General features: G+C 72.6%; 13 protein-coding genes. 3 read left to right on the top strand and 10 right to left on the bottom strand.

Annotated elements, in window-relative coordinates:
- Positions 1-17 precede the first annotated feature (17 nt).
- Positions 18-1,808: a helix-turn-helix domain-containing protein gene (locus tag ACFWI4_RS33580; RefSeq protein WP_387204086.1), complete on the bottom strand. Its 1,791-nt coding sequence runs from the start codon at positions 1,806-1,808 to the stop codon at positions 18-20.
- A gap of 143 nt (positions 1,809-1,951) precedes the next feature.
- On the opposite strand from ACFWI4_RS33580, the gene ACFWI4_RS33575 reads away from it, so the two are divergent.
- On the top strand, positions 1,952-3,349 hold the full coding sequence (locus tag ACFWI4_RS33575) for an MFS transporter (RefSeq protein WP_387204083.1): 1,398 nt from the start codon (positions 1,952-1,954) through the stop codon (positions 3,347-3,349).
- Positions 3,350-3,381: 32 nt separating this feature from the next.
- The gene (locus ACFWI4_RS33570; protein WP_387204080.1) at positions 3,382-5,067 is read left to right on the top strand and encodes a tannase/feruloyl esterase family alpha/beta hydrolase; all 1,686 of its coding nucleotides are present in this window, start codon (positions 3,382-3,384) and stop codon (positions 5,065-5,067) included.
- Between the two features lie 154 nt (positions 5,068-5,221).
- On the opposite strand, the gene ACFWI4_RS33565 is transcribed toward ACFWI4_RS33570, so the two are convergent.
- The 9 genes from ACFWI4_RS33565 to ACFWI4_RS33525 form a co-directional block, all read right to left on the bottom strand.
- Positions 5,222-6,940 (bottom strand): acyl-CoA dehydrogenase family protein, encoded by a 1,719-nt coding sequence (locus tag ACFWI4_RS33565; RefSeq protein WP_387204077.1) that lies wholly within the window; start codon positions 6,938-6,940, stop codon positions 5,222-5,224.
- 66 nt (positions 6,941-7,006) lie between these two features.
- Positions 7,007-7,609, bottom strand: coding sequence for a PadR family transcriptional regulator (locus tag ACFWI4_RS33560; protein ID WP_387204074.1), 603 nt, complete (start codon positions 7,607-7,609; stop codon positions 7,007-7,009).
- Positions 7,610-7,868: 259 nt separating this feature from the next.
- Positions 7,869-8,183, bottom strand: coding sequence for a DUF3040 domain-containing protein (locus tag ACFWI4_RS33555; RefSeq protein ID WP_387204071.1), 315 nt, complete (start codon positions 8,181-8,183; stop codon positions 7,869-7,871).
- 67 nt (positions 8,184-8,250) lie between these two features.
- Positions 8,251-8,724, bottom strand: a complete 474-nt coding sequence (locus ACFWI4_RS33550; RefSeq protein ID WP_387204145.1) for an Asp23/Gls24 family envelope stress response protein — start codon at positions 8,722-8,724, stop codon at positions 8,251-8,253.
- Between the two features lie 193 nt (positions 8,725-8,917).
- Positions 8,918-9,376, bottom strand: coding sequence for an RrF2 family transcriptional regulator (locus tag ACFWI4_RS33545; RefSeq protein WP_385407943.1), 459 nt, complete (start codon positions 9,374-9,376; stop codon positions 8,918-8,920).
- Positions 9,377-9,422: 46 nt separating this feature from the next.
- Positions 9,423-10,712 (bottom strand): acyl-CoA dehydrogenase family protein, encoded by a 1,290-nt coding sequence (locus ACFWI4_RS33540; RefSeq protein WP_387204068.1) that lies wholly within the window; start codon positions 10,710-10,712, stop codon positions 9,423-9,425.
- A gap of 530 nt (positions 10,713-11,242) precedes the next feature.
- Entirely contained in the window at positions 11,243-11,677 is a 435-nt protein-coding gene (locus ACFWI4_RS33535; RefSeq protein WP_387204065.1) for a hypothetical protein, read from the bottom strand.
- 158 nt (positions 11,678-11,835) lie between these two features.
- Positions 11,836-13,248 (bottom strand): hypothetical protein, encoded by a 1,413-nt coding sequence (locus tag ACFWI4_RS33530; protein WP_387204062.1) that lies wholly within the window; start codon positions 13,246-13,248, stop codon positions 11,836-11,838.
- A gap of 135 nt (positions 13,249-13,383) precedes the next feature.
- On the bottom strand, positions 13,384-14,631 hold the full coding sequence (locus ACFWI4_RS33525; RefSeq protein ID WP_387204059.1) for a cytochrome P450: 1,248 nt from the start codon (positions 14,629-14,631) through the stop codon (positions 13,384-13,386).
- A 426-nt stretch (positions 14,632-15,057) separates the two neighbouring features.
- Between ACFWI4_RS33525 and ACFWI4_RS33520 the strand changes: the two genes are divergently transcribed.
- The gene (locus ACFWI4_RS33520; protein WP_387204056.1) at positions 15,058-15,261 is read left to right on the top strand and encodes a hypothetical protein; all 204 of its coding nucleotides are present in this window, start codon (positions 15,058-15,060) and stop codon (positions 15,259-15,261) included.
- The last annotated feature ends 138 nt before the right edge of the window (positions 15,262-15,399 follow it).

Below are 15,399 nucleotides of genomic sequence, written 5' to 3'. Positions count from 1 at the left end.
TCCGTGCCCGACGAAGCCTACGCGGTCGCGATCGCCCTGAGCTGGTGCAGCCGCAGGCCGAGCCGGAGTTCCAGGTCGTTCTCGCGGCGCCAGTCGACGCCGAGGACGCTGTCGGCGCGGTCCAGCCGCTTGAGGAGCGTGTTCACGTGCACGTACAACGCCCGCGCGGTCGCCGCCACGTTGGCGCGGTGGACGTAGTAGGCGCTGAGGGTGTCCACGAGATCGGTGCCCCGCCGCCGGTCGTAGTCGAGCAGCGGGCCGATGGAGTCGGTGATGAACCGGTCGAGTTCACCGGCCCGTTCGGTGTCGAAGATCAGGGCGTACAGGGCGTACCGGCCCGTCATGGCGCCCAGGTCGGTGTGCCCGATCGCCCGCATCACGGCGGCGCAGCGGCCGGCCAGGGAGAAGGCGCGCGACCAGTCGTGATGGACCACCCGTTCCCCGACGACGGCGACCGGACCGCCGAGGGCGCGGCGCAGCCGACGGTGGACCTCCTCGACCGTACGGTCGTCGTCGGTGCTCGGCAGGATCATCGTGGCCCTGCCCAGATGCTCGCCGGCCAGACCGGAACGGTCCCGTGCCACGTCGTGCAGCCGGCGGGCGAGTTCGGTCGATGACAACGTTGCCGAGTCCGCCACCAGGACCAGGTCCAGGCGGTCGGCGACGATGCCACGGGCCCGGGTGCGGGCGCGCTGGGCCGGGCTGATCCCGGGCCCGCCGACCATGAGGTCGGTCAGGAGCTCTCCGCTCAGACGCTCGCCCGCCTCGGCGACCGCACGCTCCTTGAGGATCAGCAGCCCCAGGATGTGGGTGGCCCGCTCCAGCGTGCGCAGCTCCGTGTCGTCCGGCCCGCCGTGTCCGGCGACCGCCTCCCGGCTCCACACCAGCGCGCCGAGATAGCTGTCGCCCGCCTGGAGCGACGCGACACTGCGGACGACCCCGGCCGCGTCCACCGAGGTCGTGCAGCGGCCCGAGCGGCGCGCCCTCTCGACGGCGTCGGCAAGGCCGGAGTCGGGGGAGGTCCGGCACGGACGTGACACCGACTCCCGGCACACCAGGGCCTCGCCGGACCGGTCCAGGAGGCTGACGCTTCCGCCCAGTTGGTCGGCGAGGAGCTGTGTGACGTCGTCCGGTGTCCCGCCCCTGAGCACCACGCCGGTCAGGGCCTCGTGGAGCGCCTGGACCCGTTCCACGACGGCCATGTGCTCCTCGATCTTTCCGTAGGCGATCCGCAGTTCGTTCAGGGCGCTTCGACTCGCCTCGTAGAGACGGGCGTTGTCGAGGGCGACCGCGGCGTGGTCGGCGAACGCGCGCAGCAGCGCGATCTCGTCGGCGTGGAAGGCCCGTTCGGACCGGTCCGCGGCGAACAGGGCGCCCACCGCCCGTCCCCGGACGACCAGCGGTACGCCGAGGAGCGCGACGAGCCCTTCGGCGGTGACCAGACGGTCGAAGTCCGGATCGTGCTCGATGAGGGTCGCGCCCGCGTAGCGGCTCACCCAGTGCGGACTCGACGAGGCCAGCACCTTGCCGCCCAGCCCCACATCCGCGGGTATGCACGCCGCTAGGAAGGCGGCGGACACCGTTCCCCGCGACGCCCTGACGGACAGCCGGCCGTCGGGGCCGACCAGCGAGAGATAGGTGAAGTCGGTACGGATCAGATCGTGCGCGTGCCGGACGATCGACTGGAGGACCTCGTCGAGCTCGCCCAGCGCCGTCAGCGACTTGGCCGTCTCGTACAACGACGCCAGTTCGCGCTGGCGACGCGCGAGCGAACACCACCCTGCTCCGCCACCGGGGTCGCTGACCACAGAGCCATCCTCCTCGGGACGAGGTGGAAAAAAGACCCACCGAATCGGCAGCAGGTGTGGGTGAAGCACACCTCAACCACAGCGCAACGGCGCCCTAATGTAACCGCGATCCCCTGCCACCGCTATGGACGAAGGCGGCACCCATGGCAACTCCGCTCACCCAACCCGAAGGGCAGTCCGGCAGCCTCCCCAGCGCCGGTACGCCCCAGCCCCAGACCCGGCGCCGAGCCTCCCGCAGGCTGCTGGCCGCCGGGCTCATCGCCAGCTCCCTGGAGTGGTACGACTTCTTCCTCTACGGCACCGCGGCCGCGCTGGTGTTCCCCCATGTGTTCTTCCCCCACTCCTCGGCCCTGACCGGAACGCTCCTCGCCTTCAGCACCTTCTGGGCGGGCTTCGTGGCGCGTCCCATCGGCGGGGTGCTGGCCGGGCACCTAGGTGACATCCACGGACGCAAGCCGGTCGTCGTCACCTGCCTGGCCGTCATGGGCGCCGCCACGTTCCTGATCGGCTGCCTCCCCAGCGCGTCGACCGCCGGAACGCTGGCCCCGACCCTGCTGGTCGTCCTCCGCTTCGTGCAGGGGCTCGCGGCCGGTGGTCAGTGGGGCGGCATCATGCTCCTGCTCACCGAGTCCGCCGGTCCCAAACGCCGGGGCTTCGCCGGGACGTTCGGCCAGACCAGCGTCCCCGTCGCCGTGATCGTCTCGAACCTGATCTTCGTGGCCGCCAGCGGTCTGATGCCGGACGACGCCTTCCTCAGTTGGGGCTGGCGCATACCCTTCCTGGTCAGCGTCGTGATGTTCGTGGTGGTTCTCTATATCCAGACCAAGGTGGAGGACACACCGGAGTTCCGCGAGCTCCAGCGCGAGGCGGCCCAGCCGGAGAACGCGGCGGCCCGCGCCCCGCTGGCCCAGGTCGTGCGCGACAGATGGAAGACGATCCTGCTCGGCTGCGGTCTCCTCTCGGCCACCAACAGCCTCTTCTACGTGAGCATCTCCGGACTCCTCAGCTACGGCACCCATACGCTCGGCATCGCGCGCAACCCGCTGCTCGCGGTCGTCCTGACCAGCTCCGTGGCCATGCTCGTCGTCCTCCCCTGGTCCGGCCACCTCTCGGACAGACTGGGCCGGCGGCCCCTGATCCTGATCGGCGGCCTGGGAGTCGCGGTCTGGGCCTTCCCTTACTTCGGGCTCATCGACACCGCGTCGCTGCCGCTGATCTTCGTCGCGGTCACGGTGGGTTTCCTGTTCCAGTGCCTCACCTACGGCCCCATCGCGAGCTTCCTCGGCGAGCTCTTCCCGCCCGGCGTGCGCTACTCGGGCGCTTCGCTGGCCTACCAACTGTCCGCGATCGCGGTCAGCGGCAGCACGCCCTTCCTCATGACGGCACTCATCGCGAAGACCGGGAGCACCCTGCCGGTCGCCGGCTACATCATGGCCATGGGGCTGATCACGACCGTCAGCGCGTGGTTCCTGCCCGAGACGAACACCGCCGAGGTCCGAGCCGCTCCGGACGCCGTCCCCGGCACCCACCTCTACCGATGACACGCCACAGGAGCCGCCGGAAGGAGCCGTTCGTGAACGCGAAACCCGTACGGAGCGCGAGCATGCGCCGGTTGATCGCGCCGGGCGCCCTGCTCCTGCTGGCGGGCGCGCTCCCCGTCCTCGGGGCCGGACCCGTGGCGGCGACCACCGCGCCCCGGGCCGGCCACTCCGCGACCGTGCCGGAGTGCGCCGGCCTGGCCGGCATGTCCATCCCGGCGTCGGCCATGAGCCTGCCGACGACCGGCGGCCGCGTCGAGTCGGCCTCGGTCACGACCAGCCTGATCGGCGCCGAGAGCATCACGTACTGCCAGGTCGACGCCGCCCTGTTTCCCGTCGATCCCGCCGCGCCCGACATCAGGATGCGCGCGGACCTGCCGTACGACTGGAACCGCAAGGCGATGATGTTCGGCGGCGGCGGCTTCAACGGCACCATTCCCGACCTGGCGGAGAACGTGCCGTTCGGTCCCACGGACCGGCCGGTGCCGCTGGCCCGGCGCTACGCCACCTTCGCCAGTGACTCGGGGCACCGGCAGAGCCCGGCGGCGCCTCCGTCACTGGACGGTTCGTTCGGTGTGAACGACGAGGCCCTGGACAACTTCGCCGCCGGCGACGCGCTCAAGAAGACGCGTGACGCGAGCCTGTTCCTCATCCGGCACGCCTACGGGACGAACCCGGCCGAGGTCTACTTCTCGGGCGGCTCGACAGGCGGGCGGGAGGGTCTGGTCGTCGCCCAGCGCTGGCCGCGGGCGTTCGACGGCGTCATCTCGGCCTTCCCTGCCTGGAACAACCTCAGCGAGGGCCTGGACCTGGGGTATCTGGCGCAGGTGCTGTCCCGCCCGGGCGCCTTCCCCGGACCGGAGAAGCAGACACTCCTCTACGGCAGCGTCATCGCCGCGTGCGACTCTCAGGACGGCGTCGCCGACGGCGTCGTCTCGAACCCCGCCGGCTGTCACTTCGATCCGCGTGTCCTGCGCTGCCCCGGTGGCGCCGACAACGGTCCCGGCTGTCTGTCGGATCCGCAGATCGGCGCCGTCGTCGCCATGTCCTCACCGTTCAGGTGGCCGTACCGGATCGCCAGCGGCGAGACCGGGTACCCGGGCTTCCCGTTCCTCTCGGGGGCGGACATGAGGACCCCGTTCCTCGGCTTCGGCACCACGGCCCCGGCCGACCCCATGCCGGTGACCAGCGGCTACGGGTTCCAGTACTGGGACCAGTGGGTCAAGTACTTCCTGACCAGGGACCCGCACCACAGCGCCCTCGACGTGGATCCCCGGCATCCCGGCGCGTGGCTCGACCGGATCAGCCGGCTGTCCACGGTCGAGGACCGCAACGACGCGGACCTCCGCCCGTTCGCCCGCGCGGGCGGCAGACTGATCCTGCTCCACGGCGCGGCGGACGAACTCGTCTCCCCGCGCTCCACGAGCGACTACTACGAGCGCGTACGCGGCCTCCTGGGCCCCAAGGCGACCGGCGCGTTCCTGCGGTACTACGTCGTGCCCGGCGCGAACCACGCCAACTTCGGCACGCCGGCGTTCGCGGCCGCCTGGGACTCGCTGACCGCGCTCGAAGACTGGACCGAGCGGGGACGGGCGCCCGTGAACCCGGTCGTGTCGGACGCGCTCCACCACCGCACACGTCCCCTGTGCCCGTACCCGCGGTGGCCCCGCTACCGGACCGGCGACCCGGACGACGCCGCGGCCTTCGTCTGCGCACCCTGACGAGGACGCCGATCACCTGCCGGGCGGGCCGTCCCACGGCCCCCCCGGCCCCCCGCCCCCCGCGGGGGGCCGGCCCCCCCCCCCCCGCCCCCCGCGACCGGCCCACGGCGGGGGCCCGGCCCCCGCCGCAGCGCACGGCCGTGTGTCGCCGCCGCTACAGGGACATCTCGTACGCTCCGGACAGCGCCTCGACCTGCTGCCAGATCAGGGCCGAACGCGCCTCGTCCACGACGGGACGCCGGATCGCGCCGAGCGCCCAGGCCTGCTGCGGCTCGGTGGCCGAGTCCTTGCCGTGCAGTTCGACGCAGTGCCCGGAGAAGTCACGCACCAGTACCGAGAACAGCTCGTCCAGCACGGACTCGTCGAGGTCCGTCAGCTTCGCCTGCTCCAGGATCAGCTGCCCGTGCACCACCAGCGCGAACAACTGCCCCACGGAGAGCAGGAAGTCGAGGTCGCGGCTCTGCGTCTCGTCGGGGGCCGTCGTGGTGACGAACTCGCAGAGGGCGTCGGCCTGTTCACGGAAACGGGCGACGTTCGGGACCTCGGCGTAGGCGTCGTAGGCGGCGCGCCAGTCGTGGAAGCGGACGGAACCCAGGCCGCGGGCCGGTCCCTGCCGGAAGAGGAAGTCGTCGTCGGCCGCGTCGAGCCGGGTCGGCACGGCGGGCGCGTCGATCGGGTCCAGCAGGTGGTTGCGCATGAACTTGAGGATCAGCGCGAGGTTGACGTGGACCGTGCCCTCCAGCTTGGGCAGGCCCCGGATCTCGATCGCCGCCTGGGAGAAGTAGTTGTCCTTCTCGAAGCCCTTGGCGGCGATGACGTCCCACATCAGGTCGATGACCTTCTCGCCCTCCGTGGTCACCTTCATCTTCGTCATCGGGTTGAAGAGGAGGTAGCGACGGTCCTCGGGACCGGCCGAACGGAAGTAGTCGACGGCACGGTCGCTGAACAGCTTCATTCCGACGAGACGGACGTACGCCTCCGCCAACTCCCGCCGCACATGCGGGAAGACGGTGACGGGACGGCCGTAGAGGATGCGGTTGCTCGCGTGGGTGACGGCCTCGTACATCGCGTGCTCGCAGATGCCGATCGAGGCGGTGCAGAGGTTGAACTTGCCGACGTTGACGGTGTTCAGGGCCGCGTCGAAGGCTGCGCGGCCGGTGTGCAGGACGTCCTCGGGGGCGACCGGGTAGTCCTCCAGGCGGAACTCGCTGACGAACTTCGAGGAGTCGACGACGTTCTGCACCAGGTGGTACGCCGGGTGGCGGCTGTCGGCGGCGAAGAAGACGTAGCCGTCCGGGCCCTCGACGTCGGTGCGGCGGCCGAACACGGAGACCAGGCCCGCGGCGTTGCCGTTGCCGATGTAGTACTTGGAGCCGGTGGCGCGGAACCCGCCGTCGGCGACCGGTTCCAGGAGCATGTCCGTGGAGTAGATGTCGGCGCCGTGGGCCTTCTCCGACAGGCCGAACGCGAAGACCTCGCCCTGGTTGAGGAGGTCCGCGGCCCGCGTGCGGGCCTCCCCGTTGCCGCTCTGCCAGACCGGGCCGAGACCGAGGATGGTCACCTGCCACGCGTACCAGTAGTCGAGGCCGTAGAACCCGAGGATCTCGTTCAGGGCGGCGATCCGGGCGGTGTCCCAGCGCTGCTCCTCGTCCGTGGCCGCGGAGGCCGGCGTGAGGAACGTGGCGAACAGGCGCTCCTTGGCGGCGAAGGCGAGGAAGTCACCGAGCCACGCACGGGTGCGGTAGTCCTCGATCAGTCGGCGCTTGCCGCGCTCCTCGAACCAGTCGACGGTGGCGCGCAGCAGCCTGCGCGTCTCGGGGTCGAAGTGCGCCGGGTCGTAGGTGCGCGGGTTGAAGAGCAAGGGGGTGGTCACGGGGGTCCGCCTTCCGGGGAACGGGGATCGAGGGTTGCCGTACAGGAGGTGAGAGCGAGGGGTGGCTCAGGGCGACGGCTCCGGGCGGCCGCCGTGCGGGCCGTCCGGGGCACCGGCCGTCGCGGCCAGGGTGTGGAGCGTGGCCAGGACGTCGTCCAGCCAGGCGATCGTCATCCGCTCGTACGCGATGCCGCCGCGCAGGACGACGTGCTGCAACTGCTGACCCGCGTCGAGCGGCGCGGGGGCGTCGGGACCGGTGAAGTCGCGGTGCTCCCCGGCGAGATAGCGCGCCAGTCGGTCGCCGTGCGCCCGGTGGTGCCGCTCCACCTCGTCGACGAGCGCCGCCGGGTCGTCGAAGGCGGCGCCGCGGATCTTCACCGCGAGGTCGTGGCGCAGGCTCTCCGGCTCGATCGGCTCGTGCAGCCATCGGGAGAGGGCGGTGCGGCCGGGGGCGGCGACGGAGTACTCCTTCTTGTCCGGCCGCCCCTGCTGCGGCACTTCGCGGACGGAGAGGACGCCCTCGCTCTCCATGCGCTTGAGCACGCGGTAGATCTGCTGGTGCGTGGCGGTCCAGAAGTGGCCGATGGACCGCTCGAAGCGCCGGGCCAGCTCATAGCCGGAACCCGGCTTCTCCAGCAGGGAGACGAGGATCGCGTGTTCGAGCGCCATACCGCACAGCTTTCTATGCAACTCGTTGCATAGACAAGCGCAGTCGTGCGGGTGAGACGCGGCTCACCCGGGGCGGACACGCCACGGCGCCCGCGCGGTACGGGTGCGAGGGCGTCGTGAGGTGTGCGGGCGGGCACCCGCTCGGCGCTACGAGTGGTGCTTGCCGCCGCCGGTGTCGCGGTCGGAAGGGCGGAGGTGGTGCCGCGGTCGGAACCAGGGACCCGGTGTCGTGGTCGGAACCGCGGAGCCGGTGTCGCGGTCAGAACCACGGCGTGAAGGGGCCCGAGGTCCTGATCCACCTCGCCAGCAGTCTCACGGTCTGCACGGCGGTGAGCGGCCACAGCACCGCGAAGCACCAGAGCAGCGCGGCGTTCGAGGTGCGGATGCCGATCACCGCGACGGCCACCGAGCACATCAGCAGCAGCACGACCAGGAGGGGCAGCCGGCGCCCGCCGGACGGGCGGGGTGGCCGCATGGGGTCGTCGTCCTGCCGCAACGCCTCCTCGATCTCCGCGAGCGCGGCGTGTTCACGCGCCGTGAGAGGGGCACCGTCCGCGTGGTCCTTGTCGTCCACGGCGACACACCTCCTGAGAGTTGCGGCGGCGGCCGCCGGGGCGGGCCCCCGGCGCCCGGGCGGCGGGTCACGTCACCCGGGGGCCGTCCTGCGATTCCTCGTCCGGTTCGTCCGGCAGACGCACGTCGCCGACGGCGACGTTCACCTCCACGACCTCCAGACCGGTCATGCGCTCGACGGCGCCGATCACGGCGACGCGCATGTCGGCGATCACGTCCGTGATGGGGTACCCGTACTCGACGACGACGTCGAGATCCACCGCGGTCTGCCGTTCGCCGACCTCGACGCTCACACCGCGGGTCTGGCCGGGGCGCCCGGCGGGCACCCGGTCGCGGACGGCCCCGAGGGCCCGGGTCATGCCGGTGCCGAGGCCATGGATTCCCGGCACCTCGCGCGCGGACGCCGCCGCGATCTTGGCCACCACGCCGTCGGCGATGGTGGTCCGTCCCTTGCCGCCCGGATCGCCTGTGCCGGTGCGCCGGCCGGTGGCCGCGCCCGGTGCGTTTCCGGTGGTCGCGGAGCGGGTGGTCAGGTCCGTCATCAGGACCTCCTCGGTCTGCCGTACGGACACCTCGCGTGGCGCCCAGGGGACGGCCCCTGCCGCCTCAGCCATCGTCACACGAATGGCTCAATTCATGCCATCCGGGGCGAATCGCCCGACGCTCGACGCGGGGCCGTCATGGCGTGCGCGCCGCCGGGCCGCGGGCGAGGGGTGGGGGTGGGGTCCCGTCTTCTCAGGGGTTGGCCCAGGCTCCCGGAGCGTCGGTCAACGCGCAGACCTCGGGCGGCAGTTGGGCCGAGGCCACGTCGGCCAGCGAGACGCCTTCGAGGATCTCGCGCACATTGGACCGCAGCGCGATCCACAGGGGAAGCAGTGACTGGGCGGGGCCGGTGTAGGAGAGGTCCGGGGGGCGGACCCCGCGTACCGAGACGAGCGGTCCGTCCACGGTGCGGATGACGTCGGCGATCGTGATGGACGCGGCGGGCCTGGCGAGGCGGTAGCCGCCGTTGCCGCCGCGCTGGCTGAGCACGAGACCGCCCCGGCGCATGTCGTTCAGGATGCCTTCGAGGAACTTGTGCGGGATGTCCTGCGCGTCGGCGATCGCCTCGGCCTTCAGAGGCCCCTCGTCCCGGACCGCGGCGAGCTGTAGCGCGGCACGTACCGCGTAGTCCGCCCTGGCTGAAATCCGCATGTGCGCAGTATTCCGTACCGCCGCGCCCGTTTCCACGCTCTCCCGGTCACACGGGGAGGACGAACGGGGGGTGCGCGCCGTTGAGGAAGTAGTCCCCGACGTCACGCAGCCGGTGGCCGACGGGCTCGTACAGGGTGTGGGTCCTGGCATTGCGCCAGAAGCGGTCGAAGCCCAGCCGCGAGGACGCGGAGCGGGCGCCGATGACTTCCAGGGCGCGGCCGGTGGACTCCTGGGCGGCCCGGGACACGGCGGCCTCGGCCATGGCCACCAGGACGGAGATCTCCGCGTACTCGTCGTAGCCGAGGTCCGCGCCGCGTGCCAGTCCTCCCTGCACGGCCCGCACCGCCTGCTCGGTGAGTGCCGAGGCGGAGCGGGTGAGGACGGTGAGTTCTCCGTGCAGCGTCAGGATCCGCGGGTCCGAGGGGGAGCCGACCGGCCAGGCGGGGTGCCAGAGCGACTGGCCCGCCCTGCTGTATTCGCGTACCTCGGTGAGTACGCCCTCGGCGATGCCGAGGAGGAGCTGGGCGGAGAGGAGGCGGCCGACCGGGGAGGTGAACGCGGTCCGCGGGGAGAGGACGTCCTCGTCCGCCGACAGGGATCCCAGTACGCTGCCGGCGGCGACCGGCACGGCGTCGAACTCCACGCTGCCGCCGGCCGCGAGCCGCTGGCCGAACGCGTCCGAGCCGCCCTCGATCCGCACACCGGGATGGGCCGCGTCGACCACGACGGCGAAGGGCTCGCCGGTGTCGCCGCGCTCGCCCCGTACGGCGAGACGGTCGGCGACCAGGACCCCGGTGGCGTAGCTCTGCCGGCCCTCCAGGACGTAGCCGCCGGCCTTCCTGGTCAGCCTCAGCGGCGGCTCCTGGCGGGCGAGGCCGCCGCCCCACAGGAGAGGTTTCCTCGTGGCGCGCCGCACGGTCTCGGTGGCCCGGGGCGAGTCGGCGAAGGACAGGGCGCTCCACGACAGGAAGTAGTGACAGCCGAGGAGTTGGCCGATCGCGGCGTCGGCGGCGGAGATCTCGCGGACGACGGCGTAGGCGGTCGGCCAGTCCGCGCCGCCTCCTCCGGCGTCGGCCGGAACCAGGAGGGTCAGCAGTCCCGCCTCGCGCAGCCGGGACACCTCGTCGAAGGGGGTCTTGCCCGCCTGCTCCCTGCTCACCGCGTCCGTGGCCAGGTCCTCCGCCGTCTCGCGGGCCGCGCGCAGCCAGTACGCGTGATCGGGGCCGCCGGCGTCCGGGGCGGGCTCGATCGGGCCGGGTCCGGGCCGGTCGGCGGCGGGATCGGCTCCGTGGCCGGCATCGGGGCCGGTTCCGGACGGCGCGGTGGCAACGCCCATGATCATGTTTCCTCACGTTCGGCGGCAAGGTGCCGGGTCGGGAGTCTGGAGCCCGTCGGGCACGCCCGCGGGGTACATGCGCCGTACGGGTGACGAACCGGGCGCCGCCGGGTCCTGCCCGGCTCGGGGACCTCGGCGGATGCGCCTGGTCACCTGGAGGGGAAGCGGAGGGCGGCACCCACGCGAGATGCGTGCGCCGCGCAGGCTACGCGCCGGGACAGACCGCGCTGGCGACGCGACCGAAGTCGACGTGCCGACGGCGGACCAGTCGCTGCTGCGTGGGGGGCATGTACATCATCCTGCGCAGCCGCCGGACCTCCGGTCAATGCTTTCCTAGTAAATCGATAGGAAATAGCGAAGCGATGCAGCCACGAGCCAAGGCGGAGCCTGCGTCCCTGACACGCCCGCCGGTGCCGCCAACACCGCGGAGGGCCACCGGCGGGCGCGCCAGGGGGAGTTGCTCAACGAGGAGGGATGATCACCGGACGGATCGGGTCATCGGACCGAGCCGGTCATCGGGGGCGGACCCGTCACCAGCCGGAGTCGGCCTCGATGCGTTTCAGGAACTCCCGCTCCTGTTCGCGTTCCCGGTTCCGGGCCCGGACCTCCGCGCAGAAGGCCTCCAGCGCCTGCGGATCGGAGGCGAGTTCATCGTCCACGACGGTACGGGAGCCGTCGCCGACCTCGACGACCTTCTGATCCATGCGGCCGGTGCGTCGAATGCCCGTGAGAATCAGCCACTCCTCGATGACGGCCGGGGTGAGTTCGACGTCCAGGCGACGTGTGTACGGAGGTTCGTCCGGACCGGCTGACTCGGCGATCGCCCCCAGCAAGGTGAAGGTCAGGACACGCAGGTCCGCGTACTCCTTCGGGTCCATGATCTCCTCGAGCGAGTCGAGGTAGACCCGGGCGAGTTCATCCGCTCCGGGGCCGGGGGTCGCGTCGCTGCTCGCGTGATCGTGCAAGAAGTCTCTCTCTCATCGGTTCCGTCCCCTTGGGGCATCGACGGACACGTCGGCCGACGCGGGGTCCGCCCCATCCTGCCGCAGGGAGCCGCCGGTCCCGTGCCGAGACCTGTCGATCCCACACCGACGCCCGCCGGTCCCGGTGCGGTCCACGGTCCTCAACCGCTCAGCCCCGCCTCCCGCCTGCGGTGGCGCAGCACGTAGTCGCTGAAGAGATGGCGGCTTCGGTCGAGCAACTCTCCTACCTCTTCCCTGTCTTGCTTCCGTATGTCCGGCGACGGATGCCAGCACTGCGCCGACTGCGCGGCCCAGGTGCGCAGTTTGGGGTCCGGGTCCTCCAGCAGCCCGACCGCCGCCCGCAGCGCCGCGAGGTCGCCCATCGCGTCGAGCAGCCGGAACGCGCCGACCCGAACGTGCCGTGGCCGTTCGGGACCGGTGCGTTCCAGGAGCCGGTCGGCCGGCAGGTTCCTCGCCCCGGGCAGCAGAGCGAGCACCGTCTCGCGGACGACTCCGGGGGCGGGGTCGTCGAGCAGCGGCAGTACCTCCCGCACGTCCACGCGCTCCAGGACCCGTAGCCCCGCCACGGCCCGCGCCCGAACCCCGGCCGCCGGGTGCGTCAGCAGCGGCCGCAGCAGCTCGGCGTCCGTGCCGTCACCGCATTCGGCCAGCCCGATGACCGCACCGGGCGACGGCTCCGGGCCGCCCGCAGGGGTGAACCGCCGCCGGTACCAGGCCACCGGATCACCTCCGTGCTGCCGTACGACATAGCGGGCGCAGGCCCGCACGAGGGCGGACCCGTCGGTGAGGAACGCCTCCGCGCGCTCCGGCCGGCCCGCCCGCCGCAGTCCGGTGACGCCGGCCGCGCGCGTTCGCGGGTTGCGCGCGGACAGCAGCACGGGCAGCACGTCCTCGTACGCCGTCCCCTCGTCGTCCAGGGCGGCCAGGGCCGCTGTGGCGCACAGGTCCTGGACGACGGCGTCCGTCTCCCGGACGGCGGCGCGCGCCAGTTCGGCGGGACGCAGCAGCCGGTCCTCGACGGCCAGCCGGTACGCGAACCGCCGCACGGCACGGTCCGGATCGGCGAACAGCACGGCGAACTGCTCCCGGGTCGCACCGCGCAGCATCCGGCCCAGCAGCTCGGCGCCGAAGGCTCCGCGCTCGCGGAGCCCGATGCGCAGAAGCAGCGACGCGAGGCCGACGGCGGAATCCGTACGCAGGGTCTCGCGCAGCACCTGCCTGGCGTGCTCACGCACGGGGCCGGCCCAGTCGGCGCAGCGGATCACGACGAGCGGCAGCAGGCCGGGGTACCGGGCCGCGCGGCTCAGCGCCTCCTGGCGGATCCGCCCGTCGCGGTGGCCGAGGGCGAGCGCGAGGCCGGACTCGTCGAGCCGATCCAGGCCGGAGAGCAGCGGGGCGATCGTGGATCCGTCCGGCCGGTACCAGGCCACCGCACGCGCCGCCGCGTCCAGAGCGATCCAGTCACCGGCGCAGGCGACGAGCGTCTCCCGGAGCGAGGCCCCCGCCGCGAGGAGGGCGACCGCGTCCGCCCCGGTGTCCGTGTCCTCGGTCATCCCCACTCCTCCGGCCATCGATCGAGTGATCGTACGGCGCGGAGTCAACGCAGGTCATACGGTTTACGACCGTCGGCCGCCAGGTCCCGGCGGGGTCCGGTTCCGGCACCGGGCTCCTCGGCGTCCGCCCCTGCGTCAGGCAGATCCGCCCGGCTGGACCGGGAGTCCGGCCAGACGTCGGTGCAGATAGCCGCCGCCCCAGGTCAGTTCGTCCAGCGGGACCGCCGGCTCCAGACGGTGCCAGCGGCCGAGTACGGCGGTCAGGGCCACCGTGAGTTCCAGGCGGGCCAGCGCCGATCCGGGACAGTAGTGGGGGCCGAGTCCGAAGGACAGGTGACGGCCGGCCGTGGCCCGGTCCGGGTCCAGGGTGCCGGGATCGGCATGGCACCGCGGGTCGTGGTTGGCCGCGGCCACGGAGAGCAGGACACCGCTGCCCGCAGGAATCACCGTGTCCCCGAACCGCACGTCCTCCAGCGCCACCCGCTTGGTGCTGAAGGGGCCGGGGGTGTCCCACCGCAGCAACTCGTCGACCGCGCGCGGAATCCGTGACGGTTCCTCCCGCAGGGACTCCTGTACGTCGCGGTGGCCGAGGAGCGCCACCACGCTCATCCCGATCGCCTGCACGGTGCTGTCGAAGCCGGCCAGCAGCAGCATCGCGAGGAGCGAGGCGACCTCGTCCTCGGCCGCGCCGCCCTGCTGGTGCCAGGCCGCGAGGACGCGGGACACGACGTCCTCACCGGGGTCGGCCTCCCGGCGGGCCATCTCACCCCGGACGAAGGCGTCGATCCGGACCACGCTCTCCTCGACCTCGCGGGCGGAGCGGCCGGTCTTGTCCGCGAGGAGCGCCACCGGCTCGTACAGCGCGGCCCGCTCCGCCTCCCGTACCTCGAACACCTCGCACAGCGACCGGAAGGCGAACGGCCGCGCGAAGGCCTCCATCAGCTCCACCGGTCCCCGCCCCCGTGCGGCGTCGGCCGCGTCGAGGAGTTCGGCGGCGGCCCGCTCGATGCGTTCGCGGTGGGCGGCCATGCGGGCCGGGGTGAGGGCGGGTGTCGCCAGGCGGCGGATCCTCGTGTGGTCCGGCGGGTCGTAGTTGACCAGCGTCACGTCCAGGGCGCGCCGCCGCACGCCCGGGTCCGGGACGCGGCCCCCGCTCAAGGAGAGCCGGGGATCCATGAATCCGGCCCGTACGTCCTCGGCACGGGTCACGAGCCAGGCCGGGCGTCCGGCGGGCGTTCTGACCCGGGCCACGGGGCACGTCTCCCGGATCTCGGCCAGAGTCTCCTCAGGGCGGGCCAGGAACGCGGCCCCCAGCGGCTCCGGCAGCCGCTGCCGGCCCGCCGGTGCGGGCGGGGCGGCCGGGGCGACGGGCTCGGTGTCCATACGGAGGCGTCCTCTCGCGCTCGCGGAGTGTGCGGCGGCCACCGTAGGAACGGCCGGTTCCCCGCCGGTTCACGTCCGGTGCGATTCCGGTATGCACGGGGACGGGGACGGGGACGGCGTTGGTGTCGGGGCCGATGTCGGGGTCGGCATCAGGGTGGGCCGGGATCGGCGTCCGCGGCGCCCCGGGCGTCGCCGACGGCACCGGCGCAACCGTGCCCGTGCCCGTAACCGCGCCGATGTCCCTTCCCGCGCCCGTGGCGCCGTGCCCGCGGCCGTGCGCGCCACGGGTTCCCCCGCCGCCCACCAGCGGTTTCACCGGACGCCAACCGGCAGTGAACCGGTGTCGAACCCCGGCCTCCTAACTTCCTGCCGGTCGGCACTCCGCTGCCGCCAACCGTCCCAACGCCCGTCGTATGGAGGACCATCATGGCCGAGAACGTCGAGCCCAACGAAGAGACCACCGAGACCCCCGCGGAGGAGACTCCCGAGGTCGTCGCGCACGCCGCGTCCAACGTCGCCTGGTGCGGGGTGCACCAGGAGTCGTCCGTCGACGAGCCCGAGGTCGTCGCGCACTCCGAAGAGGGCGAGGACACCCCCTGGTGCGGCATCCACCAGGAGCACAACGCCTGATCGGTTCGCCACCGGCGCGGTCCTCCCGGTCGCGGGGGCGCCGGTCGGCGCCCCCGCCCGGGCGGGGCCGCCCCCCCGTGACGCCCCCGCGCCGGGGGGTTGCCGGGCCGGTGCGCAGAACGGCGCCCGACCCGCCGC

The sequence above is a fragment of the Streptomyces sp. NPDC127038 genome, assembly GCF_042725875.1.
Lineage (GTDB): Bacteria > Actinomycetota > Actinomycetes > Streptomycetales > Streptomycetaceae > Streptomyces.
Note: the sequence above shows the minus strand (reverse complement) of the source record. Positions and strands in the feature narration are given on the sequence as shown.

Bases quoted from the DNA above. Each gene is read 5' to 3' on its own strand.
- ACFWI4_RS33530 (WP_387204062.1), bottom strand. From the start codon at position 13,248: ATGACCGAGGACACGGACACCGGGGCGGACGCGGTCGCCCTCCTCGCG.
- ACFWI4_RS33520 (WP_387204056.1), top strand. From the start codon at position 15,058: ATGGCCGAGAACGTCGAGCCCAACGAAGAGACCACCGAGACCCCCGCG.
- ACFWI4_RS33525 (WP_387204059.1), bottom strand. From the start codon at position 14,631: ATGGACACCGAGCCCGTCGCCCCGGCCGCCCCGCCCGCACCGGCGGGC.
- ACFWI4_RS33550 (WP_387204145.1), bottom strand. From the start codon at position 8,724: ATGACGGACCTGACCACCCGCTCCGCGACCACCGGAAACGCACCGGGC.
- ACFWI4_RS33540 (WP_387204068.1), bottom strand. From the start codon at position 10,712: ATGGGCGTTGCCACCGCGCCGTCCGGAACCGGCCCCGATGCCGGCCAC.
- ACFWI4_RS33575 (WP_387204083.1), top strand. From the start codon at position 1,952: ATGGCAACTCCGCTCACCCAACCCGAAGGGCAGTCCGGCAGCCTCCCC.
- ACFWI4_RS33560 (WP_387204074.1), bottom strand. From the start codon at position 7,609: ATGGCGCTCGAACACGCGATCCTCGTCTCCCTGCTGGAGAAGCCGGGT.
- ACFWI4_RS33545 (WP_385407943.1), bottom strand. From the start codon at position 9,376: ATGCGGATTTCAGCCAGGGCGGACTACGCGGTACGTGCCGCGCTACAG.